This is a genomic window from Paenibacillus sp. NPDC101420 (genome assembly GCF_050277435.1).
Classification (GTDB): domain Bacteria; phylum Bacillota; class Bacilli; order Paenibacillales; family Paenibacillaceae; genus Paenibacillus_AQ.
Map to the genome: position 1 here is coordinate 117,877 of NZ_JBNNSE010000007.1, position 25,314 is coordinate 143,190.

25 protein-coding genes are annotated in these 25,314 nt (G+C 40.5%); 19 read left to right on the forward strand and 6 right to left on the reverse strand.

What is annotated here, in order from left to right:
- Positions 1–86 precede the first annotated feature (86 nt).
- Both ACQKMP_RS24995 and ACQKMP_RS25000 read left to right on the forward strand, forming a co-directional pair.
- On the forward strand, positions 87–935 hold the full coding sequence (locus ACQKMP_RS24995; protein WP_339241051.1) for a sialate O-acetylesterase: 849 nt from the start codon (positions 87–89) through the stop codon (positions 933–935).
- A gap of 30 nt (positions 936–965) precedes the next feature.
- Positions 966–1,487 (forward strand): PadR family transcriptional regulator, encoded by a 522-nt coding sequence (locus ACQKMP_RS25000; protein WP_427471610.1) that lies wholly within the window; start codon positions 966–968, stop codon positions 1,485–1,487.
- 437 nt (positions 1,488–1,924) lie between these two features.
- Here the strand turns inward: ACQKMP_RS25000 and ACQKMP_RS25005 are convergent, their stop codons facing one another.
- Positions 1,925–2,767 (reverse strand): copper amine oxidase N-terminal domain-containing protein, encoded by an 843-nt coding sequence (locus ACQKMP_RS25005; protein ID WP_042188395.1) that lies wholly within the window; start codon positions 2,765–2,767, stop codon positions 1,925–1,927.
- A gap of 286 nt (positions 2,768–3,053) precedes the next feature.
- On the opposite strand from ACQKMP_RS25005, the gene ACQKMP_RS25010 reads away from it, so the two are divergent.
- From ACQKMP_RS25010 to ACQKMP_RS25025, 4 genes are all read left to right on the forward strand, one after another.
- Positions 3,054–3,737 (forward strand): MarR family winged helix-turn-helix transcriptional regulator, encoded by a 684-nt coding sequence (locus ACQKMP_RS25010; RefSeq protein WP_081382919.1) that lies wholly within the window; start codon positions 3,054–3,056, stop codon positions 3,735–3,737.
- Positions 3,738–3,979: 242 nt separating this feature from the next.
- Positions 3,980–5,332 (forward strand): MATE family efflux transporter, encoded by a 1,353-nt coding sequence (locus ACQKMP_RS25015; RefSeq protein ID WP_339241057.1) that lies wholly within the window; start codon positions 3,980–3,982, stop codon positions 5,330–5,332.
- Between the two features lie 76 nt (positions 5,333–5,408).
- A complete protein-coding gene (locus tag ACQKMP_RS25020; RefSeq protein WP_427471613.1) occupies positions 5,409–6,287 on the forward strand; it encodes a LysR family transcriptional regulator in 879 nt (292 codons plus the stop codon).
- 172 nt (positions 6,288–6,459) lie between these two features.
- On the forward strand, positions 6,460–7,359 hold the full coding sequence (locus ACQKMP_RS25025; RefSeq protein WP_339241063.1) for an NAD-dependent epimerase/dehydratase family protein: 900 nt from the start codon (positions 6,460–6,462) through the stop codon (positions 7,357–7,359).
- A 138-nt stretch (positions 7,360–7,497) separates the two neighbouring features.
- Here ACQKMP_RS25025 and ACQKMP_RS25030 read toward each other — a convergent pair whose 3' ends face one another.
- Positions 7,498–8,475 carry a biotin--[acetyl-CoA-carboxylase] ligase gene (locus ACQKMP_RS25030; RefSeq protein WP_339241066.1) on the reverse strand — a complete coding sequence of 326 codons (978 nt, stop codon included), beginning with the start codon at positions 8,473–8,475 and terminating at the stop codon, positions 7,498–7,500.
- A 246-nt stretch (positions 8,476–8,721) separates the two neighbouring features.
- Between ACQKMP_RS25030 and ACQKMP_RS25035 the strand changes: the two genes are divergently transcribed.
- The 8 genes from ACQKMP_RS25035 to treR all read left to right on the forward strand — a co-directional run bounded on the left by ACQKMP_RS25035 (position 8,722) and on the right by treR (position 19,160).
- On the forward strand, positions 8,722–9,273 hold the full coding sequence (locus ACQKMP_RS25035; RefSeq protein WP_339241069.1) for a biotin transporter BioY: 552 nt from the start codon (positions 8,722–8,724) through the stop codon (positions 9,271–9,273).
- Between the two features lie 120 nt (positions 9,274–9,393).
- Positions 9,394–10,827: a helix-turn-helix domain-containing protein gene (locus ACQKMP_RS25040; protein WP_339241072.1), complete on the forward strand. Its 1,434-nt coding sequence runs from the start codon at positions 9,394–9,396 to the stop codon at positions 10,825–10,827.
- 161 nt (positions 10,828–10,988) lie between these two features.
- Entirely contained in the window at positions 10,989–11,696 is a 708-nt protein-coding gene (gene deoD / locus ACQKMP_RS25045; RefSeq protein ID WP_339241075.1) for a purine-nucleoside phosphorylase, read from the forward strand.
- 3 nt (positions 11,697–11,699) lie between these two features.
- On the forward strand, positions 11,700–13,046 hold the full coding sequence (locus ACQKMP_RS25050) for a purine/pyrimidine permease (protein WP_427471617.1): 1,347 nt from the start codon (positions 11,700–11,702) through the stop codon (positions 13,044–13,046).
- 15 nt (positions 13,047–13,061) lie between these two features.
- Positions 13,062–14,243, forward strand: coding sequence for a NupC/NupG family nucleoside CNT transporter (locus tag ACQKMP_RS25055; protein WP_042188403.1), 1,182 nt, complete (start codon positions 13,062–13,064; stop codon positions 14,241–14,243).
- 310 nt (positions 14,244–14,553) lie between these two features.
- On the forward strand, positions 14,554–16,257 hold the full coding sequence (treC, locus tag ACQKMP_RS25060) for an alpha,alpha-phosphotrehalase (protein ID WP_427471620.1): 1,704 nt from the start codon (positions 14,554–14,556) through the stop codon (positions 16,255–16,257).
- Between the two features lie 50 nt (positions 16,258–16,307).
- On the forward strand, positions 16,308–18,278 hold the full coding sequence (gene treP, locus ACQKMP_RS25065; RefSeq protein WP_427471622.1) for a PTS system trehalose-specific EIIBC component: 1,971 nt from the start codon (positions 16,308–16,310) through the stop codon (positions 18,276–18,278).
- Positions 18,279–18,440: 162 nt separating this feature from the next.
- A complete protein-coding gene (treR, locus tag ACQKMP_RS25070) occupies positions 18,441–19,160 on the forward strand; it encodes a trehalose operon repressor (protein ID WP_339795816.1) in 720 nt (239 codons plus the stop codon).
- Positions 19,161–19,260: 100 nt separating this feature from the next.
- Here the strand turns inward: treR and ACQKMP_RS25075 are convergent, their stop codons facing one another.
- The 3 genes from ACQKMP_RS25075 to ACQKMP_RS25085 all read right to left on the reverse strand — a co-directional run bounded on the left by ACQKMP_RS25075 (position 19,261) and on the right by ACQKMP_RS25085 (position 21,937).
- The gene (locus ACQKMP_RS25075; protein ID WP_427471624.1) at positions 19,261–19,995 is read right to left on the reverse strand and encodes an IclR family transcriptional regulator; all 735 of its coding nucleotides are present in this window, start codon (positions 19,993–19,995) and stop codon (positions 19,261–19,263) included.
- Positions 19,996–20,284: 289 nt separating this feature from the next.
- Positions 20,285–20,743: a heme-binding protein gene (locus tag ACQKMP_RS25080; protein WP_339795820.1), complete on the reverse strand. Its 459-nt coding sequence runs from the start codon at positions 20,741–20,743 to the stop codon at positions 20,285–20,287.
- Positions 20,744–21,937: an MFS transporter gene (locus ACQKMP_RS25085; RefSeq protein WP_427471625.1), complete on the reverse strand. Its 1,194-nt coding sequence runs from the start codon at positions 21,935–21,937 to the stop codon at positions 20,744–20,746. It abuts the gene before it with no gap.
- 238 nt (positions 21,938–22,175) lie between these two features.
- Between ACQKMP_RS25085 and ACQKMP_RS25090 the strand changes: the two genes are divergently transcribed.
- The 4 genes from ACQKMP_RS25090 to ACQKMP_RS25105 all read left to right on the forward strand — a co-directional run bounded on the left by ACQKMP_RS25090 (position 22,176) and on the right by ACQKMP_RS25105 (position 23,483).
- Positions 22,176–22,445, forward strand: coding sequence for a hypothetical protein (locus tag ACQKMP_RS25090; RefSeq protein WP_427471626.1), 270 nt, complete (start codon positions 22,176–22,178; stop codon positions 22,443–22,445).
- 71 nt (positions 22,446–22,516) lie between these two features.
- Positions 22,517–22,705, forward strand: coding sequence for a hypothetical protein (locus ACQKMP_RS25095; RefSeq protein WP_339264768.1), 189 nt, complete (start codon positions 22,517–22,519; stop codon positions 22,703–22,705).
- Between the two features lie 425 nt (positions 22,706–23,130).
- On the forward strand, positions 23,131–23,196 hold the full coding sequence (locus ACQKMP_RS25100) for a hypothetical protein (RefSeq protein ID WP_427471745.1): 66 nt from the start codon (positions 23,131–23,133) through the stop codon (positions 23,194–23,196).
- Between the two features lie 38 nt (positions 23,197–23,234).
- Positions 23,235–23,483 (forward strand): YncE family protein, encoded by a 249-nt coding sequence (locus ACQKMP_RS25105; RefSeq protein WP_427471627.1) that lies wholly within the window; start codon positions 23,235–23,237, stop codon positions 23,481–23,483.
- Positions 23,484–23,971: 488 nt separating this feature from the next.
- Here the strand turns inward: ACQKMP_RS25105 and ACQKMP_RS25110 are convergent, their stop codons facing one another.
- Complete coding sequence (locus ACQKMP_RS25110; RefSeq protein ID WP_339795826.1) at positions 23,972–24,637, reverse strand: metalloregulator ArsR/SmtB family transcription factor; 666 nt, start codon at positions 24,635–24,637, stop codon at positions 23,972–23,974.
- 295 nt (positions 24,638–24,932) lie between these two features.
- Here ACQKMP_RS25110 and ACQKMP_RS25115 point away from each other — a divergent pair, with 295 nt between their 5' ends.
- Positions 24,933–25,292, forward strand: a complete 360-nt coding sequence (locus ACQKMP_RS25115; RefSeq protein ID WP_427471628.1) for a HesB/IscA family protein — start codon at positions 24,933–24,935, stop codon at positions 25,290–25,292.
- Positions 25,293–25,314 lie beyond the last annotated feature (22 nt).

Here is a 25,314-nt window from a genome sequence, read left to right on the forward strand (position 1 = left end):
AATAAAAGCGTATTTGTTGACAAATAGTCTAATTAGACTAATAATATAAACAGTCTAATTAGACTATTGAAGAGAGGATGAGAATAATGATCAAATCATTTCTAATGATTGGACAGTCAAATATGGCTGGACGAGGATTTATACATGAAGTACCCCCAATTTATAACGAGAGAATCCAAATGCTACGTAATGGCAGATGGCAAATGATGGCTGAACCTATTAATTATGACCGTCCTGTTTCTGGAATAAGTCTGGCAGGATCATTTACGGATGCATGGTGTCGTGAAAATGAAGAAGACATCATTGGCTTAATTCCTTGTGCTGAGGGTGGGAGCACCATTGATGAATGGGCTGTAGATGGGGCACTTTTTAAACATGCATTGCAAGAAACTAAATTTGCTATGCAAAATAGTGAATTAACGGGGATTTTATGGCATCAAGGAGAAAGTGATAGTAGTAATGGCAGCTACAAAGTCTATTATCAGAAATTACTTTTAATGGTTACGGCCCTTAGAAAAGAGCTAGATGCTCCAAATATTCCATTTATAATTGGTGGCTTAGGGGATTTTTTAGGCAAAGAAGGATTTGGAAAACATTGCACTGAATACGAGTTGATGAATCAAGAGTTACAAAAATTTGCTTTTGAACAAGATGATTGTTACTTTGTTACAGCTTCAGGTTTAACTTCTAATCCGGATGGTATTCATATCGATGCAATATCTCAAAGAAAATTTGGGTTGCGATATTTTGAAGCTTTTATTAATAAGCAACATGTACTTGAGCCGCTAATTAATGAACAGGAGTTGTTAAGTCTCCATAATGCAAGAACACACACTAAAGCGGAAAAAATGTATATATTGAGTATGGATTTTGCTTTAGGAAAAATATCATTTGACGAATTTCAAGCCAAGTTTATACAAATCAACAATGATTAAAGCTAGTAGCATTTTGACGGAGGCGTTGAGTTGATAATATTACTAATTTTAGGATTATTAAAACAAAATCCAGGGGCTCACGGTTATGAATTGTTATCCTTAATGGAAGAAAAACACTATAAATATATAGTGAATTTCACCAAAGGGTCCTTTTATTATAATCTTGGGCAATTAGTAGAGAAAAAGTATATTGTAAAAGTTGACCAAAGAGACAGCACCAGAGAGACACATAATTATAACATCACGGAATTAGGGGAAAAAGAGTTTGAAAAGTTGATGTTCAAATATGGGTCTAAGACAGACTATATAAACCTATCTTTTTATGTAGCAATGTTATTTTCAGATGAATATAAAAAAGAAGAGCTAACTAAATTAATAGAAATACAAATCGAACAAACTAAAAATAAGATGTCTTTAATACAGCTATCTCTTGAGAACGATGAAAATATCACTGCTTATTTTAAAAAAATGTTAGAAAATTCACTTTCCCACCATATAGTAAATATTCAATGGTTTGAAGGTTTGCTTGAAGATATAAAAAAAGAAAACTGATCAAAGCTCAACGGTTATTCTAGTAACCTATTTGAACATACGTTTTTCTAGTTCATATAGATAAAGATCATGAATTTCTTTGTTTTCAATATCTTGACCTACAAAAAAAACTAAAGTTGGGTCACTCACGGGATATGCATAAGTAAGGTATGTTCTGTGCATAAAATCATAGTCCATCTTTTTTAACTTGAAGTCAATTTGATACTTATCTTCTAAATAGACTTCGAATTGTTTTTTATGAGTTATGGACTTCCATGGTAATCCGAAGAATAAAAAGTATATTCCTATAAGGAATATCAAAAAAATTATTAGAATGAGCGATTTTTTACTTAGAATAGGGTGTTTCATATATTAATACCCCTCCTTGTAAAATAAGACAAAAGCGAGCCTCTAAAATCACTTTTAGGCTCGTTTTGCGTTTCGTGAATTGTATTTACTTATTTTAGAATCCTGCCCACTACTAGTATATATTTTAAATAGTCGCCATAATTGCCTGCTGTAAACTCCGTTTTCTGCTGAAATACTTGATCTTTTATGAGGGCTGGACGAGGACGTAGTTGTTCTGTTGTTGGGTTAAGATCAGCTTCCATTTGAAAGGTATTATTAAATATAACAATAACATGTAGATCTTCTTTACCTTTAGGTATAGAAATTCCACTAATATTTTTTGCGCTTAAATTGATATTTCCCTGCTGAAGCTTATTTTCAATTAGTTCACTCAGCGTCAAATCAAAAGTGGTTGGTAAAATTCCATTCTGATTAGCAATTCTATCAGGAGGAATGTCCGATTCCTTAATAGACTTTACAATATTAAATCCGTTGATCGCTTCATCTTCCAAGTGCAAAATACCCGTTTGGCTATCGTGAGTTCCCCTTAAATTCATATTATCCAACAGTACACGAATAGGTAACATAAAAGATTGTTTGTATACTACTGGAACAGTATCCATTGTTTTCACTACACCATCTACTATTATCTTATTCGAATTCTCTGTTAAAATAATTTTCTTACCATTCTTTTCAATTATTGCTTGTTTTAATTCGGCATTATACGACACTGAAGCTCCTAGTAGTTCACTTACTGCACGAAGGGGAACAATTAATCTTTGTTTGCTATCAATATAAGGTTGCTTTGGATAAGTGTAGAGAATATTGTACTCATTGATTTGCAATAGAACAGGGGAGTTTATTGTAGTAGACGCTGCAAAAGATGGATACGAAGGACCAAATAATAGGGTACTCGCTAAAGTAACAGCTAAACTGAGCTGTAGTAATTTCAATCAAATCACCTCCAGATATTTTTTAAAATAAACCCGAATAAGTGTTACTGTCATAAACACCAATTATAATATCGTGCAAGCGAACTTACAGTAAGTATATGATAAAAAATGTAATAAGGATGTAAGTAATTTTGCCCGCTACATTGTTGCGGTAACAATCAACAACATACTAACGGTACCTGTAAAAAACATTTTGACATATCTAACAGGTACCGTTATAATAAAAATCAACAGGTACCGTCACAAAGATTAACAGGTACCATACAAACTTTATGGAGGATCCAATATGGACATGAATACTGAATTATACGAAAAACTCGCGAAACTGCAATGGCTGCTGCAACGCCAACACTTAAAAACACACGCTGCCGTTGGCCCTATGGCCGACACATCCCGCGGGCAAGGCAGGATACTGGCATTTCTCCGGATGAAAGATGGTATCAGCACCAAAGATTTATCCTATATGCTGGACATCCGTGTATCATCCCTCAATGAATTGCTTGCAAAATTGGAAAAAGCCGAATATATCACCCGTAAGCCATCAGAAACAGACAAACGCATCATGTTGATTTACTTAACCCAAAAAGGACAAGAGGAAGAGGGGCAAGAGATAGACAGCGTCAACATATTTTCTAGCCTATCTTCAGAAGAGCAGGTTGCTTTCGGGGATTACTTAACCCGCGTAATTATGGCTTTAGAAGAAGAGCTTGGAACGGACGGAGAACGTGATGTAATGGCTATGTGGATGGAGGCTGCAAAGGAGCGTATGGGTACAGAGGAATTCGAAAAACTAATGGCCATGCGTGGACAAATGCAAAAAATGTGGGGGAATTCTAGGGACGAACGCTTTAGCGGAAGGTTCCCTGGCTTTGGCGGGGAAGGGCATCGTGATATGCGCGGATTCGGCTGGCCTTCCAGAGATGGAAGAAATTCGTCACCAGACCAGTCACATGATCCGGACGATAAGTAAGCAAAGTCTTTTCGTCAAACAGTAGCAGTGGCGTGCCTTTCACAAACGAAAGATGAACGGCAAAGGCGGCGCAATGACGTACTTTCTTGGAAACTGAAGAACAGTTAATTTCGCACACCAACCCCGTAAAGTCGATGTTACGGTACGGGGTTGTTTGTTGCTGCGTCATGGTTCATATTCAATAAATAGTTAGAATTCTAAGTAATCTGAATACTAAATAGATGAAGAAAGTGGTGACCCACATGGATGCAGAAAACCTCCATTACTTTGAAAAAGCGCCCATCTCAAAAGCCGTAGCTCACTTCGGTATACCGATGATGTTAGGCATGTCAATGAGTGTCATATATTCCATCTTGAATGCCTATTTCCTTGGCACACTGGGCAATACGGCTATGTTAACCGCACTTGCACTAACCTTGCCGTTATTCGCGATCATTATGGCGCTAGGAAATTTGATTGGCATGGGCAGTGGTACATTCATCTCCCGCTTGCTAGGGGAGAAAAAATATGATGATGTTAAGCATGTATCTTCATTCGCTTTTTACAGCAGTTTAGTTATCGGTCTTATCGTGATGGCTGTTGGCCTCCCGTTGATTGATCCAATTGTTCATGGTCTGGGAGCGACGCCCGACTCCTTCGGATTTACAAAGGACTATGTAACGATTATGCTTATCGGCTCACCATTCGTTGTATTATGCTTCACATTGGAGAATATCGTGCGCTCGGAAGGTTCAGCAATCACATCGATGATCGGGATGATTCTAAGTGTTGTCGTGAATATTATTCTCGATGCGCTAGTTATCTTCGTCTTGCATTGGGACGTGATTGGCGTTGCGACTGCTACGGTCATCTCTAACTTGGTTGCGAGTGCATTCTACGCCTACCATTTGGGTTATAAAAGCCAATTCTTAACTGTCTCTTTTAAATGGTTCAAAGCTACCAAGGATATACTGAGCAATGTATTCAAAATCGGAGTTCCCGTCTTTATTATGAGCATCTTCTTGGGTGCAATGTCACTCATATTGAACCATTTTCTAGTCGAATATGGAGATCAAGCCATAGCGGGGTTCGGAATTTCATCACGTTTATTACAATTACCTGAGTGTATTCTGATGGGATTATGCGAAGGTGTCGTGCCGCTCATTGCCTTCTCTTTTACAGCAAATAAATTACGCATGAAGCATACCATCGGATTCACGATCAAAGCGATTATAGCTTTAGCTGTCGTGTTCGGCGTTATCGTCTATCTGATTTCCGACCACTTAATTGGCTTATTTACGAATGACCCGCAATTAATTGAAATGGGCAGCTACATTCTGCATGTGACATTCTTATCCTTGTTCATTACAGGAATGACTTCGTTGTTTACCGGGATCTTCCAAGCTACAGCGCAAGGAACTGCTGCATTTATAATGTCAATTATTCAAGGAGTTACTCTGATTCCTGTGTTGTATATAGCCAATCGAATGAATGGTTTCCATGGTGTGGTCTGGTCGCTCGTCATTTCGGATGCCGTTGCGTTCCTTGTTGGTGCCATCATGCTGTATGTTCTGCGGAACAAGATGCAGCCGGATTTAAATACTTTAGCACAGTAGAATACAGAGTCTTAAGTTGATATATTAAGTTCATCTTCTAATATAAATTTCACAGTATAAAGGTGGAGCCTAGAGTATGGTTGATTTTGAATGGTATAGAAGCTTTTGCACAATATATAAGTATCAATCGATTTCTGAAGCCGCAAAAACCCGCATGATGACGCAGCCAGCCATGAGTCAGCACTTAGCCGCCTTGGAGGCGGAGGTGGGAGAAACTTTATTTATTCGGTCGACTAGAAAAATCACCCCAACAGAGCGGGGAAAGGAGTTATATTCCCAGCTCGCTCCACTTATAGAATCATTAGAGAATACGACAATGAGCTTTAAATCGGCTTCTTTGCCTACGCTGAGTGTGATCAAGCTGGGAGCGGCGCATGAGTTTTTTAGTGAAAAAATACTGCCACAACTTACTGATTTTAATACTTGCACCATTTCGCATTTTGGAACCTCCGAGCAATTGCTAGAGCTTCTGAAGGAAGACAAGCTAGACATTCTCATTATGTCAAAAAGGTTCCAAACTCCCGGTGTCGAGTATCTGAAACTAATGGATGAAGAGTTTGTTATAGTAGCTCCAAGCGATTATGAAATCCTTGGATTTGATACTCTGAAGCTTGAAGAGCAATGGCTCTCTGAACAGAAATGGATCAGCTATGGCTTGGAATTGCCGATAATAAGAAGAATTTGGAGAGAACATTTTAAGAAACGTCCTGAAATTAGACCTATTCATATCATTCCTAATTTACACATGATCCTGAAGGCAGTTGAGCTCGGGGTGGGCTTGAGTGTCATACCTACATACCTCTTGCGAAACTCGTTAAAAGAAGGAAAATCAAAAGTTGTTTTTAAGCATTTAAAAGTAAAAAATGAGTTATATATCGCTTATCAGTTAAAGAATAAGCATTTGCCTCTGATTCATGAGATCATATCTATCCTAAGAGAAAAGAAGATGGATTAGCTAGTATTATTTATAAAATAATTTATGAATAAATGGTTATTTCATAATTTGTTTTATTTATGTTTTGGAGCTTACAATAAAGAAGCAGCAAAATTAATAAATAATTGAGACTGGCACCACACTTTGTCGAATGGACAAGCATCAACAGCATAGATGAGGAGGAAATATTATTATGAAAGTGTTTATCACAGGAGCTTCAGGCTATATCGGCGGGTCGGTGGCTAAAGGTTTACTTGATGCCGGGCATACTGTCTTCGGTCTGGTTCGCAATCCCGATAAGGTGGAAGCATTAAGGGATATTGGTATAGAGCCTATACTCGGCACGTTGGAAGATACGGATACGCTAACGAAATATGCTAAGCTCAGCGACGCAGTAATTCACACAGCCGATTCTGATCATTTGCTGGCAGTTGAAACTTTTATAGCTGCTCTACGTGGAAGTGGAAAGCCATTTTTGCATACATCGGGTTCAAGTGTGGTTGGAGATGATGCCCGTGGCGAAACGGCGAGCGAACAAATTTTTGACGAGGAAACACCATTTGTACCTATGGATATTAGGGAAAACCGCGTAGCGATAAACAACCTCGTACGCAAGGCTGGAATTGAGGATTGGGTGAGAAGCATCGTGATAGTCCCATCTATGATTTATGGTGATGCACTAGCGTTGCCTGCGGAAAGCGATCAATTGCCGCAAATTATTCGCAAGTCGAGAGAGCTGCAGGCAGGCGTTCACGTAGGTAAAGGCGTAAATCGCTGGTCTAATGTCCACATCAAAGATTTGGTACAACTGTATGTATTGGCACTTGAAAAAGCACCGTCTGCATCGTATTTTTTTGCCGAAAATGGGGAGGAATCTTATGGGGACATCGCCAAATCTGTCAGCGAGGCGTTAGGCTTTGGGGGCAAGACCATAAGCTGGCCCGCAGACGAAGCGATAGCAGAACTTGGAGACTGGGCGCGTTTTGCTATCGCCTCGAACAGCCGTGTGCGTGCCACCCATGCAAGAAATCTACTTGCCTGGGCTCCGAAGGAAGAGTCGCTGCTTAGCTGGATAAAAAATAATTTGCAATAATAAACCACTGAAAAATGATTTCTCCATGTTTAAATTTGACGATTACCATGAATAACATATACGCAAAAGAAGCCGCCTATTAGGTGGCTTCTTTTGCGAAAAACGTTATAAGCTAGCCTATCTTAAAAAGAACAATAGCTAAATTTTAACGCTGACTTCTCCATTTGAAAGATATTCCTCGTCACCATTTTCATATCTGACTTTCAGATGGCAATCGTTATCGATATCAATGGCTGTTGCCTTAAGCTGTTCATTATTCTTTATCACTGTTACGGGTTTACCAAGTGAAATTAACCGTTTTCTATATTCAGAAAGAAACAATCTATCCGTTAATTGCTCATAATATCCCATGAAATTGTTCAGTACTTCTGCTACCAGTCGGTTGCGGAGATCACCATAAGAACTGTTTTCAGAAATTACAGTTGTTGCAATCTCGGTAAGGTCGTTAGGAAAGCCGTCGGACGGTAGCGCTACATTGATACCAATACCAAGAGCGGCATAATCAAGCCAGCCGTTTTCCAGCGACACGGATGCTTCGGTAAGGATCCCGCATACCTTTTTTCCCTCCATAAAAACATCATTCACCCATTTAATCTGCGTTTCTTTACCGGATACGCTCTCGATGGAAAGGGCGACTGCAACAGCGGCGCAAGTGGTCAGCAGAGCGGAATCTGCTGCTGACAGCTTGGGACGCAGCAGGATACTCATATAGATACCCGTTCCTGGTGGAGAAAAGAATTTTCGGCCCATTCTCCCACGTCCAGCGGTCTGTTCTTCGGAAAGGATCACCTTACCCTCAGCTTCTCCATTTGAGGCAAGACTTTTTACTGCTTCATTCGTTGAAGATAGTGTCTTAAAGACTTCTAAACGTAACTTTTGCCCCTGGGTATCCAGATATTTTGAAATTGCACTTGCAGATAGGATATCTGTTTGAGGTGACATGGAATATCCTTTATTGGTTACAGCTTGTATCGAATATCCGTCAGTCTGTAACGATTTTATGGCTTTCCAGACAGCACTGCGCGTCACGGATAACTGAACGGCTATTTCCTCGCCGGAAAAGTATTCACCCTTATTACTGTCGAGCAAGGCAAGAATATGTTCTTTTACTGTCATGAACTTAACCTCCAAAAGTATAACTCTCCGACCAAAACCCATTGAATATATTAACATCCAACGATTGCGACTGAATACTCTAATTCTATAGAACAATTGGAAAAACTCAAGCTTGGTATTTCGCTCTATTGTAAACCTCTAAAAATATTATGGTTTACAATCAATGATATCTCCATTATAATTCAGCTTACTGGACGTATTTACTAACCAGAATACAATTATTTATATCCAATGGAGGTCAATTTTTTGAAGACAAAAGAACTTATTTATGCTGCATTATTCGCAGCGCTTATCGCGGTGCTGGGCATGATTCCACCCATCCCCCTCGGCTTCATCCCCGTTCCTATCACTGCCCAGACGCTTGGCGTCATGTTAGCTGGAGGTTTTCTGGGGAAACGGATGGGCGCCCTTAGTTTAGTCATTTTCATCATTCTGGTAGCCATTGGACTGCCTGTACTGACTGGTGGCCGTGGCGGAATCGCAGTGCTCATTGGTCCTTCTGCAGGATACATATTTAGCTTCCCTATCGCGGCCGGCCTAATCGGCTGGTATTCTGAAAAAATCTGGCCGAAGGTCCGAACTTGGAAGCTGATAGTGATCAACATAATCTTTGGTGTATTACTAGTGAGTCTGATTGGTGCACCAGTCATGGCATTAATAACCAATACGTCGATCTGGGCTGGACTTGTCGGAGCGTTAGCCTTTCTTCCGGGGGACATCATCAAAGCCGTTATAGCAGCCGTCATAACGATGCAGCTGAAAGCAATTAGCCCTATTGAAGAAAAAACACAAATATAAAGTGATGTGAAACTCGGGTAAATGAAACCCGGGTTTTTTTATTGAAAAATAATATGGTTATAGATGTGAATTTGTTTATACTATAAAAATTAAAATGAAATTGAAATAGGGTGGATAACAATGGATAAGGGATTTAATTTAGCTAGCCAACTATTAACGCTGCTTGATACGGAACAAAGATGGTTTACCTTAGCCGAAGTGGAAAAAAGTTTAGGGATCTCAGATAAGACAATACGGAAGATGGTGGAGGAAATCAGTAAGCAATTACCCTCTACTGTAACCATTGAAGTTTCTAGAGGTAAGGGAATCGTTCTTCTACGTGATGGGCAAAGTACGATAAGTGAAGTGATTTCTTCTATGTTCAGACAAACCATTTTTTATCGGCTGATGCATTTATTGTTTACGAATGCTGGTCGAATGTCTGTGGAGGAGCTTTCTGAAGCCATGTTTATGAGTACCTCGTCTTTGAAGAAGCTGATTGTGGAATTAAATAACAATGATCTAAAAGCGTATAAGTTACGCATTAGTTACTCTACACCTGTGATCAAAGGGAATGAAATGAATATTCGGTATTTTTATTGGAATTTATATTGTGATGCGTATGAGTTTACAGGATGGCCCTTTACGAATGTCGATTTTGCTTATATAAATCAATTGATCACAAATATAGAGAATGAGAATAACATTGTATATTTTATCAATTCCAAAAGGAAATTGTCCTTTTTGTTGGCAATTGTAATAGAAAGAGCTGGGAAAGGAAATTGTGTAACCATCGACAAAAATGAATACCCCTGGGAAAAGGGGATGTTTTATATACCAGTGAGAGCCATAGCAGAGCGTCTTGAAGAAAAGCTGTCTATCGAATTTCCAAAGAGTGAAATATTCTTTATGCAATCCATGGTTAGTCTCAGCCAATATCATTATTATGAAGGGTCAGAGATCACTCCGATGAAAGAAGTCGAATTACACAAGGATAAAGAAGAATATCAAATGGGGAATCTGCTTCTAATGTTGTTGGCAAAGGTATACCCGAACTTGGATATGCATGAACGATTTATCTTGGAGATTTACGGGTTCTTTGACAAGTTATTAATCGAAAATGCCATTCCGGAATGGATGATGATTTCGAAAAGTCATTTAACAACATATGTAGAGCAGGAGTGCCAGCAGATTTATCAAGAAATGCAAACCTGTATGCAAACGTGGAATAAAACTTACCCTTCCGTTCTCTTCAATAATTTTCATTTAACAAAACTAACCTTAATTGTCCGCTCGAGTTTACGTTATAAGAGTAAGAGGGCTTTCTTAGTGATCGGGGAGGAATTTTCAATTCGTCATTACATAGCAGATTTGATAAAGAAGGAAATAGGGGATCAGTTGATCCTTAATACCTCCATTATGAAAGGGCTAACCGACGAGATCATGCAGCAAAATAATATTGATCTTGTCATTAGTAATATCCCGGTTGCACTAAAGACCGTGCCTGTTGTTATTATTTCTACGATTCCTTCTAAAAGAGATTTGGACAATATCCGTAAAGAATTGCTTTTATAATTTGACCAATTATTTTCCGTTACCTACGTAAGTTTTTGGTCTAGTTTGTAATGTTAAAAAACCTTATGCTCAATCTAGTTTCGAAACTGATTTTACTTGAGGGCAAGTGGAAAGCGATTTCGGTAAACCTCAGTTTACTATTAAAAGTTGGAGGAAGAACTATGAGTAGGCATTTAGGTGCAAATAAGGGAGAAATAGCAGAGCGCGTTTTGCTCCCAGGAGATCCTTTACGTGCAAAATTTGTAGCAGAACACTTTTTAGAGGGGGCTAATTGTTATAACGAAGTAAGAGGGATGTATGGATACACTGGATTATACAAGGGTGTACCGGTGTCGGTTCAGGGGACAGGGATGGGAAATCCATCGATGAGTATCTATGCTACAGAATTGATCGTCGATTATGAAGTTAAGAAATTGATTCGCATTGGTACATGTGGTGCGATGCAAAGTGAAATTAATATCCGCGATATTATAATAGCCCAAGCGGTGTCTTCAGACAGTAATATGACGGAGAAGATCTTTCATGGTTGTAATTTTGCACCTACAGCAGATTTTTCATTGTTAATGAAAGCGTATCAACAAGCACAAGCTAAAAATGCAAATGTTTTTGTTGGTAACATTTATAATTCTGATGAATTTTATCGTGAAAATTTAGATCGACTTCACAAGTTTATGGATTTTGGTGTATTAGCAGTAGAAATGGAAAGTACAGCCCTATACACTTTAGCCGCTAAATATGGTGTAAAAGCGTTATCGATTTTAACAGTCGGCAGTCAATTGCTAAGACAGGAACACCTGACTCATAAAGAAAGTGAACTATCTTTTTATGAAATGGTCGAAATAGCCCTTAACACAGTCATTGATGGCTGATTTATGGATAAGAGCAGTGTTGTTAGAAAAGAGAGTGAGAAAGAAATGAAGGTAATACTGTCAGGATTGCAGTGGATGATTTTTATGATCGCTGGTGCAATTGCTGCACCCATTGCTATCGCAGATTTATATAACTTAACACCCATAGAGACTTCCGGGCTTATCCAGAGCACAATGATTACTTTGGGGATAGCTGGATTTTTACAAGGCCTGATGGGTCATAAATTCCCTATCCATGAAGGTCCGGCAGGGTTATGGTGGAGCATTTTTACGATTTACGCAAGTTTAGTGGGGGGGCTTTATTCTTCTAACAATGGTGCTTTACAAGCTTTAAGTGGGGCAATGATCATTAGCGGTGTGTTATTTATCCTAATTTCAGCATTTAAGCTAATGGATAAAATCGCTCGTCTATTTACTCCCACCATCACTTTTATTTATTTACTTTTATTGATCTTTCAATTAAGTGGATCTTTTATGAAAGGGATGATGGGGATTACCATAGCCCACACCACGTTAGATGTTAAAGTATTCATCCTTAGTGTGATTGTGGTTTGCATTACCTTTTGGTTAGGAAAAAGTCGCTTTGTAGTACTCAGCCAGTTTTCAATAATTTTCAGTATATTGATAGGCTGCCTATTATTTATTATCTGCGGTAATATACCAGTGTTTTCTCATGCGGATACTCTATTTAAGCTACCGAAAATATTCCCATTTGGCAGACCTCAATTCGATGTCGGGACAATCACTACTGCATTTTTATTAACGCTGTTATTAATAACCAATGCAGTTGCATCGATCCGTTTGATGGAGACCGTTATGAAACAAAAGCAAGTGGATCATCATCGTTATTTGCGCGCCGGGTTTACTTCTGGAATTACGCATCTTATTAGTGGCGGTTTAGGAGCGGTCGGTTCTGTCCCTATCTCGGGAGCGGCGGGATATGTTGAACAAACAGGGATGAAGGAGCGCAGATCATTTTTAATTGGATGTTGCTTTGTGATCTCAATATCCTTATTTCCGCCAATGATGAATGTTATATCAGCGATTCCAGCTCCCATAGGCTATTCCGTTACCTTCGTCATTTTTGTGAAGATGGTCGGACTAGCGCTAAAGGAATTGAAGAAGGTCATTCATGAAGAACGAACATTTATCGTTAGTGGAATTTCCCTTTTAGTGGGTGTGGGATTAATGTTTATCCCTTCATCAGCTACGGCCAATTTATCTCCGATCGTGATAGCCATTTTAAATAATGGATTAATATGCGGAAGTCTGTTGGCGATTATTTTGGAACAAGGGTTAATGAGGAAAGATGCATTTCGATATGAGTATTCCAAGAAAATTAACCGATAATTTGGAGGGCTAAAAATGCATTATCTAATTTCTATTGCTGGTTTGGTTATTGTTCTATTACTGGCATGGCTAGGAAGTAACAATAAGAAAAAGATTAAATATCGACCAATCATTGTAATGATTGCTATTCAGATCGGTTTGGGATTAATTATACTAAAAACAAGTATAGGTGAATTCTTAATTAAAGGGTTTGCCGATAGTTTTGCAAAATTACTTGGATACGCCAATGAAGGGACTGACTTTGTTTTTGGTGGGATTGCAAATGAAGGGGCCCATACATTTTTCCTTTATGTTTTGATGCCAATTGTTTTTATGTCGGCATTAATTGGGATATTGCAGCATTACAAAATTCTCCCGTTCATTATCAAGTATATTGGTTTGGTACTAAGTAAAATTAATGGCATGGGCAAATTGGAGTCTTATAATGCAGTTGCAGCCGCAATTGTAGGACAAAATGAAGTGTTTATTTCGGTGAAAAACCAGCTTGGATTATTACCAAAACATCGCTTGTATACATTATGTGCGTCTGCAATGTCGACGGTATCCATGTCAATTGTTGGTTCATATATGACGATGCTAGAACCTCGGTATGTAGTAGCTGCATTGATATTAAACCTATTTGGCGGATTTATCATTTCATCCATCATTAATCCTTATGAAGTTACACCTGAAGAAGATATTGTTGAAGTTCAGGTAGAAGAAAAACAAACGTTTTTTGAAATGCTGGGCGAATATATTATGGATGGCTTTAAAGTAGCCATAGTAGTTGGTGTAATGTTGGTTGGTTTCGTTGGGATCATTGCATTAATTAACGGGGTTTTCAGCGGAGTATTCGGTATCTCGTTTCAAGGAATTTTAGGGTATGTCTTTGCACCCATTGCCTTTCTTATCGGTGTCCCATGGCATGAAGCTGTTGATGCAGGCAGTATCATGGCGACAAAGCTTGTTGCGAATGAATTCGTTGCTATGCTTGACTTTGTTAAGATCCAAGATGGTTTAAGTGGGCGTACTACAGCCATTGTCTCGGTTTTTCTAATCTCATTTGCTAACTTTGGGTCCATTGGTACCATTGTGGGTGCAGTGAAAGGCTTAAATGAAAAACAAGGGAATATTGTGGCTCGATTTGGATTGAAACTGTTATTTGGCGCCACACTTGTAAGCGTTTTATCCGCTCTGATCATCGGTATCATTTTTTAGTTAAACTTAGCGGATTTTCGTCATCGTTATGAATTCTGCACAAGACATCTTTGTATATAAAAAGCCGCTTACTTAGCGGCTTTTTTTGTTGTGATTATAGAACAATTATTAAGATAGGAAATAGTAATAAGAATAATTGATTATCAAATGGGTTAATTAAAGAAGAACCGCCAGTGTTTATTCTTTTTCCGAGTCAGATAGCAAAAGTATTGACAACCTGTATATACAGGTTTAAACTGTGTGAAGTGTTTGAACTTGTATATACAGGTTTAATATTTGACATAAAGTAATTCTTTTGGAGGTGTTCAACTTGAGTCAGTCCCAGTATTCGGAGTGGTGGCGCCGGTCCACGGTGTATCAGGTGTACCCGAAGAGCTTTAAGGACACTACAGGCAACGGAACAGGAGATATTAAAGGACTTATTGAAAAATTAGATTATTTGCAGCAGCTTGGAATTGATATTGTCTGGTTACAGCCGGTCTATGTCTCGCCACAACATGATAACGGTTACGATGTTGCGGATTATGAAAATATTAACCCGGATTTTGGTACGATGGAGGATTTCGAAGAGTTAGTACAGGAACTGCACAGACGTGAAATGAAGCTAATGATCGATATCGTGGTTAACCATACTTCAACAGAACATGAGTGGTTCAAACAGTCCATTTCAAGCAGGAACAATTCCTATCGTGATTACTACATCTGGAAGGACCCGGCTCCGGACGGTGGCTTACCCAACAATTGGCAGTCGAAGTTCGGAGGTCCTGCCTGGCAGTTTGATGAAGCTTCGGGACAATATTTTCTTACTCTCTTCGATAAAACCCAGGCCGATCTGAATTGGGAGAACGAGAAGGTACGTAGAGCAGTGAATGATATGATGCTATTCTGGGCTAAAAAGGGTGTCGACGGCTTCCGCATGGATGTAATTAATTTAATCTCCAAGGATCAACGCTTCCCTAACGATGACGGGAGTGTTCCACCGGGGGATGGACGCAAGTTCTATACTGACGGTCTACGGGTTCATGAATACATCAAAGCGATGTACGAAGAGGTATTTGGTCCGTATGAGATGGTGACGGTCGGAGAGATGTCCTCAACTACATTGGAGCATTGCATCCGATACTCGAGTCCTAAAGAGCGGGAATTTTCTATGACTTTCAATTTTCATCATTTAAAAGTTGATTATCCGAATGGACAGAAGTGGGAGCTAATGCCCTATGATTTTGAGGCGATGAAAGGCTTGTTCACAGAGTGGCAGACCGGAATGCAGAAAGGTCGGGGCTGGAACGCCTTATTTTTTAACAATCACGATCAACCGCGTGCCCTCTCCAGATTCACTGATGATAAGGTCTACCGTATAGAGAGTGCCAAGCTGCTTGCAACAACTCTGCATGGCCTTCAGGGAACACCTTATGTGTATCAGGGGGAAGAAATCGGGATGCCAAATCCGGTATGGAAGAGCATCGATGAGTTCCGTGACATTGAGTCACTGAATATGTACCGTATTTTGTGTGAACAAGGGAAAAGCCCTGAGACTGCCCTGAGTATTCTTCAGGAACGTTCACGGGACAATTCCCGTACGCCGATGCAGTGGGATGACAGCCGAAATGCCGGATTCACCACAGGTACTCCATGGCTGAAAGTTGATGAGCGGTATTCGGACATCAATGTGCAGAAGGAGCTAGCCAATCCCGATTCCATCTTCAATCATTACCGCAAGCTGATTGCACTACGCAAGGAGTATGGGATATTCATTGAAGGTGTATTCAAGAGACTCGATGATGGTCATCCTGAAGTGTTCGCTTACGCCAGAACAGGTGATGGAGAGGCGCTTGTAGTGGTCTCGAACTTCAGCAGTAAAGAGATTACCTTCCGCTTTGAAGATAGTCACTGGGCAGAGTTATCATCAAGTGGTAAAGACGAGCTTCTGATTGGAAATACAACAGAAACACCTGAATTAACACAAGAGCTTCAGCTTAGTCCTTATGCTTCCTACATGTGGTTAATCCGCTAACGAGGTGTACTTGAGAAGGAGCACAAATCAATTATGTAAGGAGTGAAAATATGGCTATAGACCGCAAAAATGTTGAGGATATTGTACGGGCAGTTGGGGGCAAGGAGAATATAGAGGTTGCGACACATTGTGTAACCCGGCTGAGATTCTCGCTGTATGATGAGAGCAAGGTGGATTCGGAAGCCTTGGACCGCAACGAACTAGTAAAAGGACAATTTTCTAGCCAGGGGCAGTTTCAGATCGTTATCGGACCGGGAACTGTAGATAAAGTATACGATGAAATGATTCAGATCACTGGCGGTTCTCGTTCTTCCAAAGATGAAGTGAAATCCGCTGCTGCCCGAAAACAGAATCCGCTGCAGCGTGCGATCAAGACGCTGGCTGATATATTTATTCCTATTCTTCCAGCTATCGTAACCGCAGGTTTGCTGCTTGGGATCAATAATATTTTGACCGGGCCTGGTATCTTCTTTGATAATCAGTCGCTGGTGGATGTCTATCCCGCATGGAAAGACATTGCGGCGATTATTAATACGATTGCCAGCACAGCTTTTACCTTTTTACCAGCACTTATCGGTTGGGCAGCTGTTACACGTTTCGGCGGCAGTCCTCTGCTCGGGATCGTTTTGGGTCTCATTCTCGTGCACCCAGATCTATTAAGTGCCTATAACTATGCAAGTGCTTCCACTGAGGGAACTGTTCCAACCTGGAATTTGTTCGGCTGGCATTTGGAGAAGATCGGTTATCAGGGACAAGTATTGCCAGTGCTGGTTTCGGCCTATATTCTGGCAAGGCTGGAGAAGTTCCTCAACCGCCGGGTGCATGATTCCATTAAACTGCTGGTTGTTGCGCCAGTGACTTTACTGATTACAGGTTTTCTGGCCTTCACCATTATCGGACCGGTTACGTTTGGCATTGCCAATGCCATCACCTCCGGCCTGATCTTTGTATTTGATCATTTTGCGCTCCTTGGTGGCTTGATTTACGGCGGATTCTATGCGCTTCTGGTCATCACGGGTATGCATCATACCTTCTTGGCGGTTGATGTGCAGCTCATCGGCAGCGAGGGCGGCACTTTCCTCTGGCCGATGTTAGCATTATCCAATATTGCACAAGGTGCCGCGGCACTGGCAATGATGTTCGTAGTCAGAGAACAAAAGGCAAAAGGCTTGGCGGCTACATCTTCCATCTCTGCATTCCTCGGCGTGACGGAGCCGGCGATCTTCGGAGTGAATATCCGCTATCGTTATCCTTTCATCTTCGGGATGATCGGCTCAGGGATTGCCGGTATGCTTCTTACCGTTAATCAGGTTCGCGCTTCGTCCATTGGCGTAGGGGGGATTCCCGGCTTCCTTTCGATATTCCCGAACCAGTGGGGCGTGTTCTTCATTGGCATGCTTATTGTTCTCATTGTGCCATTTGTCGCCACTGTACTCTACGGCCGTTCTGTGATGGGGCGTTCCGAAAAGAACTCAGCTACAAAGGCTACTAGTACTGTGAGCGAGACAGACAATTTGAACAGCCGCCCTACAGTTCAAGAGTCACAGGACTCCGTGAATATTCTGGAGCTTATCTCTCCGCTCAGTGGAACTGCAGTATCTCTGGAACAGGTTCCTGATCCTGCCTTTGCCGAGAAGCAGATGGGCGAAGGCATTGCAATCGAACCTTCTGAGGGTAAAGTATATGCACCCTTTGATGCTACAGTAGCTCATGTGATCAAGAGCAAACATGCGCTTATATTGGAGCATGCCAGTGGTGTACAAGTACTCATCCACGTTGGGATTAATACGGTGTCGCTTAAAGGCAGTGGTTTTACCACCCATAAGAATATTGGCGACAAGGTGCAGGCAGGCGAGCTTCTGCTAGAATTTGATATGGAAGCTATCCGCGCAGCAGGTTACCCTTTGATTACTCCTATCATCATTCCTGCAGGTCAGGATATGGTGGATAAGATTGAGGAGAAGACTGGACCAGCTGCAGCTAGACAATCTAGCATCTTGACTATTCATCTCAAGGGTTGATACAGGCTATATTGGCAAAGACTTTATATTACAGAAAGACAGCCCCTGGGGGCTGTTTTTCTGTAAATATAAGAATTCATATGTCCACGCTATAAATTTCCCTCCAATTGAATCGATGCTTCCAAAGGCATGACGTGATACAATAAAGGGCGGTGATCAAAATTGAGAGAAAATAAATATTTGCAAATTTATAATGAGTACAGCAACCAAATTCTTTCTGGACAACTGGTACCGGGAACCAAGCTGCCCTCTGAAAGTGAACTTGCTGAAGCTTACAGCACCTCACGAGAGACTGTTCGCAAAGCGCTGAACCTGCTGTTCCGTGAAGGATACATTCACAAAATTAAGGGCAGAGGCTCCTTTGTGCTTGATATGACGAGAATGGATTTCCCCGTTACCGGTCTGATTTCATTTAAAGAGATGGCCGATACATTGGGTACTGCCTCGCGGACATTGGTAGAGCGGACGATAAGTGAGCCGGCAGGCTCCGCGCTCGCCAGACACCTACAGATTCCGCCTGAAACCCTGGTTTGGAAAGTTATTCGTGCCAGAGAGATTGAAGGCGATCGGATCATTTTGGATAAGGATTATTTCCGGGCGGATATTGTTCCATTCCTAAGCGAGGAAATCGCGGAAGGCTCACTCTATGATTATCTGGAGCAGGAGTTGGGTCTTAAAATCAGTTATGCGAAGAAGCTGATATCCGTTGAGCCTTCTACCGAGGAGGATCATAGACTGCTTGATTTGAAGAGTTACACGCATATTGTAGTAGTACGAAACTATGTTTATTTGGAGAACACGGTGCTTTTCCAATATACCGAGTCCAGGCATCGACTGGATAAATTTCAGTTCGTGGATTTTGCTCGAAGGGTGAAACGTTAAGCTAAGCTTAAAGAGGGGTGTCCCAGTTTGGGATACGCCTTTTTTTCGCGTCAGATGGTGTTATTGGTGTGAATTATTGAAATTTGAATAGTTGAGCGTGTCAAAGTTGACTGGAAATCTGTGCACTGCATTCCTTCAATATTTTACTTACCGCACGGTTTCTCTTTCGGTTCAATCGTGCAGCAGGGCCGGATATAGCCAATGCAGCAATCACTTTACCATTATAAAATATAGGTGCTGCAACGCAGCGTAAACCCACTTCTGTTTCTTCATCATCAATGGCGTATCCTTGTTGACGGATTACATTAAGATGCTCTTTTAATAAATGGTTGTCGTCAAAAGTATGCTTTGTTGCTTTGTACTGGGTAAGATGTATAAGCATTTCTTTTAGTTGTTCATCACTTAGATGCGCCAGGATTACTTTTCCAAAGGCACTGAGATGGGCATAAGCAGAATCACCCACGTGTGTGTGGCTACGGATGGCATGATTGCTCTCCACCACTTGTACTGTCATGACTTTCATACCATCTAAAACCCCAATATATGCGGTTTCGCCAAGTTCATTCGCTAATTGATGCAGGGATGGAACAACTAACCAATTAAGTCGAGTGTTAGCAGATGATGAATAGTGCCCCTTTAATTCAGAAGCTTTGTACGTGAGACCTTCTTTTTGAATAAAACCTGTCAATTCCAGCGTATAAAGCAGACGAAAAGTTGTTGACTTATTAAGGTTAAACCGGTGCATAATCTCAGTCAATCTCATGGGTTCACCTTGCTGCAGAGCGTCTAGAATGAGTAGACCTTTTTTTAAGGTTGCAACCTCATATTGATCCATTGATTCACCTCAAAACTATAATTGAATTATTGGCATACAAATAAAAACATTTAATTCCATTTTAGCTTATATAAAGTAACATTATACTGGTTAGTTCTTTCGCCAGAGAACCTCAACGCATTTCAATGAATTAGTCTGTTCTATAAAGGGGTTATTTGGGAAACATAAAGATTACATCGAAAATGGCTCTTGATGAACTATTATGAATGAAAATGAGAGGGGTTGAGCTTTACGCCTAACCCTCTCATTTATATTAAAGTAGTTATGGTCATGACCATAACTATGACACTTATTCGCCTTTTAAAAACAGGTGAAGGCCCTCAACTGCATAAGCATGATCTAACTCGCCGGTCAAACCTCCGACTGTTACGGACCCGACAACCCCAACACCTTTGACACGGATGGGAATAGAACCACCCACTGCTTGATACTCTGACGTGGAAAGCAGGGAGTGTTCTGTGTGAGAAGCACCACTTTGGATAAAGCGTTGCTCAATGTAGGCAGAACTTCGGTTATAATGATCAACGATCCGTTTTTTGCGAAATAACCATTCGTAGTTTTCTTCCGAAGTACCATCCATTAGATGCGTAAACACGGGAACTCGGTTACGTTCAATATGCACGGCTACCGCTACTTTGTTATCTTGGGCACACTGCACAATCCGGTTGCCAATAGCGAGTGCATCTTGATGGCTAAAACTTGTAAATTCCAATTCCTTCTCTAATAGGTCTAATGCTTTTAAATCCATTTATCCTCTCTCCTCAACATAAATATTCTGTTTCTTATCCATTTTGTAGTTTATAGCTGCGAGTAAAAAAGCCAATCCAGCCATAATTGAACCGATCCAAGCCGTATCCATAATATACAAATGGTCTACTGCAAGCCCACCTAATGTAGAACCAGCAGCTATCCCAATATTAAATGCAGAGATGTTTAATGCAGAAGCGACATCCTTAGCAGAAGGTACCAGCTTTTCTGCAAGCATTAGAATGTAAGCCTGTACGCCGGAAGACATCATAAAAGCGAAGAAGCCCATTAATATAAGGGATAAAATGGTGAACGTCTTGTTGGGTAGCAGCCATATTTGCAACAGCAGAGCAATGCCCTGAAACAGGAATACAAATCGGAGCGACTTTACAGGATGTCCATTTGCTAATTTCCCTCCAATAATATTCCCAAATGCCACAGCAACTCCGTAAACCAACAGCAGCCATGAAATAGACGAGGCTGAGTATCCGCTAATCTCTTTAAGGATAGGAGAGATATACGTAAATAAGGCGAAGGTTCCGCCGAAACCCAGTACTGTCATTAGCAGTGCAGCGATGATACGTGGGTTGGCAATCAGACTACCAACATCTCTAAGGCTCGGTGAGTGAATTGAACGCTGAATTTTTTCCACGGCAATAATAGTGACAAACAAAGCTATTAGTCCTAATACAGCAACCACCGCAAATGACATCCGCCATCCAAATTCCTGACCGATATATGTCCCAAGGGGAACACCTAGAATGGTAGCGACGGTTAACCCGGTGAACATGATGGAGATGGCGGTGCCTTTTTTGTTAGTAGGGACCATATCTGCGGCCACTGTAGCTGCAACAGCGAAAAACACACCATGTGCAACAGCTGTAATTATCCTTGCTAAGAGCAAAATGGAATAGGTAGAAGCTAATGCTGCCAGAGCGTTCCCTGCAGTGAATACGATCATGAGGAACAGTAGATATCCTTTTTTAGGGAATTTACCTGTAATAACAACGATAATCGGGGTTCCAATAGCAAGGGCAATTGCATACCCAGACACCAGAGTCCCAGCTTGCGTAACCGATATGCCAAGATCAGAAGCTACCTCTTGCAGAATACCAACAATAACAAATTCTGTTGTTCCAATGGCAAAAGCACTTAGTGCAAGTGACATTAGTGCTATTAGGATTTTTGAATTCATACTTTCACCTCCTTTATGTAGGTCAATATTAAGAGAGAACTTGAATAAGCTCAAATAAAGAGAGAAAGTTTCTATAAAAGAAACTTTCTCTCGGTGGATACAATGATATTACCTATTAGAGTATCGAATGGTGGTCTTTTTATTGAATGGAGCAATTATAAAATTATCATCGACCTCCAATGTCTAGAGTTATTTATGTGGTAAAATTAGGATAAGTGAATCTTGGGAGGCGAGTAAATTGAGTCTCGATCTTGTGATGATCATTTTTCTACTGTTCTTAAATATTCCAGTATATAAAGTATTGTTTCGCGTGTTCTTTGTGGATAATGATGATTATAACGAAACGATTAGACATACTTTTACACCTAACATCGTTTCATTATTCCGAGGAGAGTATTGGAAGGATAGAATGAATACGGCAAGACTTCAGTTTTTTATTATTCTTTGCGTTGGGATCGTTGTTTTAGAATACCTTGTTTTGAATAAAGTATTTGAAATTCTTGCATAAGCACCGCTCTATTATGGAAAACTTCTGTAGTGCGAATAAACTGCATGATTCCATTTTGGGAGGATAGCATTATGACAAATCAGGATCCGCAGGAGCTTCTTAAGAGTAAACACAAGCTAGATGAGCAAAAAAGGCAGTTCACAAATTTTGCCCGAAGTGTTTCCGGTCATGGTGAAGTAGAAGCAGGCCAGGAATTCAGTAATGACCGAGTGCCTGACGATCAAAACCGCATGAAATCTGTTGAGAACAGACAAGATTGACGTTAAAAAAGCTATTAAATAAGCCGATCCTTTTCTGGATCGGCTTATTTAATAATCATTACGTTGTAAGGTGTTGTTTCAATAGGTATCGGATGCTAGAGTTTTCTTGCTTTAATTACAGAAGTTACAGGAAGCATTTTTGCTTTTTTTGAAAAATCGCTTTTATCGTCCCGCAACTACATAAGTTATCATCAGATTGCTCAATCATTTGCTCAATGACAAATCCCACTTTAGTGAGTGCATTTACATAGGTTGATAATTTACTATCGGATCCGATTATGTTCGCGTACTTTCGTCAAGAGATACTGAATACCAAGATTCATCGAAATAACAATTTTTAAAAACTAGAATTTCATTTTCTGTATAGACACACAGGCTCCGTTAACCGCATTTATTGTTCCAATTTCAATAGCAATGATGTTTCTGTGATCAACGGAGTAAAAGGTGCGGTGATAGTAGTCATCCCTGTAGGCGCGAATCCTCCGGGGTAGCCATAAACCCGTTAACCAATCGTATTTATGTTGCTAATTTGAACAGCAACAACGTATCCGTTATGGACGGAGCGACCAACACTGTGGTGACTACCATTATTCCCGCCGGCGGTTCTCCTTTTCCAACGGAGATAGGTGTGAATTCCTTAAACAATTCTATTTATGTAGCTGAATTCAACTCGGATATTGTTACCGTCATTGACGGGGCTACGAATATGGTTACCCAGGCTGTGATTAGTGTTATTCCTGTAGGTGCACGTCCGTTCTCAATCGGTGTAAATCCGTAGGAGGCAAGGACAAAGAATTTAGTACACTCTAAATTCTGTTCTTCATCTTACCGCAGGGGGTGAATTATACGATGGAGATAACATCGGCAGAAGAAATCATGATCCTGTTGTCGAGCATGGGTTGTGATTGCTGATTATACACCTTATTCCTGGGATTGGGGTATGGTATACTTCAAGATCTCGATAGTGAATATTACCATTTTGTTAGCTGAATTAGGCATCTTCTTTTTACTCTTTAAGAAGCGTGAGAAGTTACCGTTGTATGTAATAGTGCGATGGTGGCAGAAGGGCTGTTCTTACTAACTATGTGTATGGGGGGAGATAGGGTGTGAGCTTGTAGATTTTCAAGGTATTGTGAATGGACTAGTGTATTCGATAATCTGAAAAATGAGCTACTTCCCATAAATCTCATAGGCGGCTGGCTCTTTCATCCGTCGCACCGCCGGTTTTAAGATCGAGGGACAAGAACATAGTCCCTTTAAAAGTCGCTAAAACGGCAGCTTATTTTGCCTAACCGTATATACACAGTTTCTTCCTCCCGCTAAAATGTACTCCCCCCGTTCAATATGAACATTATTTCCTAGAACAGTTTTAAATAGATGCAACTCATTCTTACATAACCCGGTACACACAGCAGCAGCTTCACAGATCGGGCAATGTTTCTCAATGAATAAAAGACTGCCATCTTCCTGCTCCTTAACCTCGGCCATATAACCTTCATTTGTTCGAATCTCGGCCAGCTTCTCCAGTTTCTCTCTAACGTCTGTTGTATCACCAAGATGCTGAAGATATTGTTCTTGCATATTCTTATTTCGAACAGCCAGCAGCTTGTCCAGCCCCTCATTTCCGAAAGCTTCTTTCATAGAATTGATCAAACTGACGGATAAATCCGAATATCCGCTTGGAAAAAACCGATCGGCCGCGGGTGTTAAGATCCATAGCTTGGTGGGTCGACCCATGGGACGGGACTCTTCTTTGTTAGTTACCAACCCTTCTTCTTTCAGCGCATTCAAATGTTGACGAATAGCCATTCCAGATAGCGAAAACTGGGAGGAGAGTGCCATAACATCCATTCCCCCTTGCTGCTTTAACAGATCAATGATCGCTCTTCGGGTCTTGGTTGAGACATCTTTTTTGGTATGATTTCGGCTCAAGGTGCACCTCCTTTTGAAGCAACTAAATCTACATCACAGACTACATTTTAAACAAAAATGTTGACAAAGTCAAAGCTGAACTGTAGTTTAGACATTATAAACAAAAATGTTTACTAAGTGTCCGGATACGATGTATACATACCAATTTTCTTGGAAGTCACATTTCATGCCGTCTAATTCATCAAAGCATTTTAAGCCCACGTTATTTTGTACTATCCATAGGACGTATACCAAGATAGGAACGGGTATCCAATCTTTAGGTTTGAAAAACAAATAACCGAAGGAGGAGTTTACAATGATCATCGAGGTCAGTGATAAGGCATCAGAAAAAATCACTGAAATCTTATTAAGTGCAAATATCCGAAATCCATTCCTTAGAGTGGGTGTTGATGAAGGGGGATGCAGTGGATTATCCTACACCCTAGTCGTAGATGAACAGCAGGCAGAAGAGGACATTGTATTAAATAAAAAGGATTTTAGTATTTTGGTTCACCCGAATAGTATTCCATATATTGACGGGCTTGAAATTGACTATGAAGAGAGTGGAATGGTAGGCGGATTCACTATGAATAACCCTAATGCAAAAGCTTCATGTGGATGCGGAGCCAGTTTCAGAATGGCCAATTATCGTGGCGAAATAAAAAAATGTGATTAAACAGCAGAAAGGAGAGAAGAGG

Bases quoted from the DNA above. Each gene is read 5' to 3' on its own strand.
- ACQKMP_RS24995 (WP_339241051.1), top strand. From the start codon at position 87: ATGATCAAATCATTTCTAATGATTGGACAGTCAAATATGGCTGGACGA.
- ACQKMP_RS25010 (WP_081382919.1), top strand. From the start codon at position 3,054: ATGGACATGAATACTGAATTATACGAAAAACTCGCGAAACTGCAATGG.
- ACQKMP_RS25015 (WP_339241057.1), top strand. From the start codon at position 3,980: ATGGATGCAGAAAACCTCCATTACTTTGAAAAAGCGCCCATCTCAAAA.
- ACQKMP_RS25020 (WP_427471613.1), top strand. From the start codon at position 5,409: ATGGTTGATTTTGAATGGTATAGAAGCTTTTGCACAATATATAAGTAT.
- ACQKMP_RS25025 (WP_339241063.1), top strand. From the start codon at position 6,460: ATGAAAGTGTTTATCACAGGAGCTTCAGGCTATATCGGCGGGTCGGTG.
- ACQKMP_RS25030 (WP_339241066.1), bottom strand. From the start codon at position 8,475: ATGACAGTAAAAGAACATATTCTTGCCTTGCTCGACAGTAATAAGGGT.
- ACQKMP_RS25040 (WP_339241072.1), top strand. From the start codon at position 9,394: ATGGATAAGGGATTTAATTTAGCTAGCCAACTATTAACGCTGCTTGAT.
- deoD (WP_339241075.1), top strand. From the start codon at position 10,989: ATGAGTAGGCATTTAGGTGCAAATAAGGGAGAAATAGCAGAGCGCGTT.
- ACQKMP_RS25050 (WP_427471617.1), top strand. From the start codon at position 11,700: ATGGATAAGAGCAGTGTTGTTAGAAAAGAGAGTGAGAAAGAAATGAAG.
- ACQKMP_RS25055 (WP_042188403.1), top strand. From the start codon at position 13,062: ATGCATTATCTAATTTCTATTGCTGGTTTGGTTATTGTTCTATTACTG.
- treP (WP_427471622.1), top strand. From the start codon at position 16,308: ATGGCTATAGACCGCAAAAATGTTGAGGATATTGTACGGGCAGTTGGG.
- ACQKMP_RS25075 (WP_427471624.1), bottom strand. From the start codon at position 19,995: ATGGATCAATATGAGGTTGCAACCTTAAAAAAAGGTCTACTCATTCTA.
- ACQKMP_RS25080 (WP_339795820.1), bottom strand. From the start codon at position 20,743: ATGGATTTAAAAGCATTAGACCTATTAGAGAAGGAATTGGAATTTACA.
- ACQKMP_RS25085 (WP_427471625.1), bottom strand. From the start codon at position 21,937: ATGAATTCAAAAATCCTAATAGCACTAATGTCACTTGCACTAAGTGCT.
- ACQKMP_RS25095 (WP_339264768.1), top strand. From the start codon at position 22,517: ATGACAAATCAGGATCCGCAGGAGCTTCTTAAGAGTAAACACAAGCTA.
- ACQKMP_RS25115 (WP_427471628.1), top strand. From the start codon at position 24,933: ATGATCATCGAGGTCAGTGATAAGGCATCAGAAAAAATCACTGAAATC.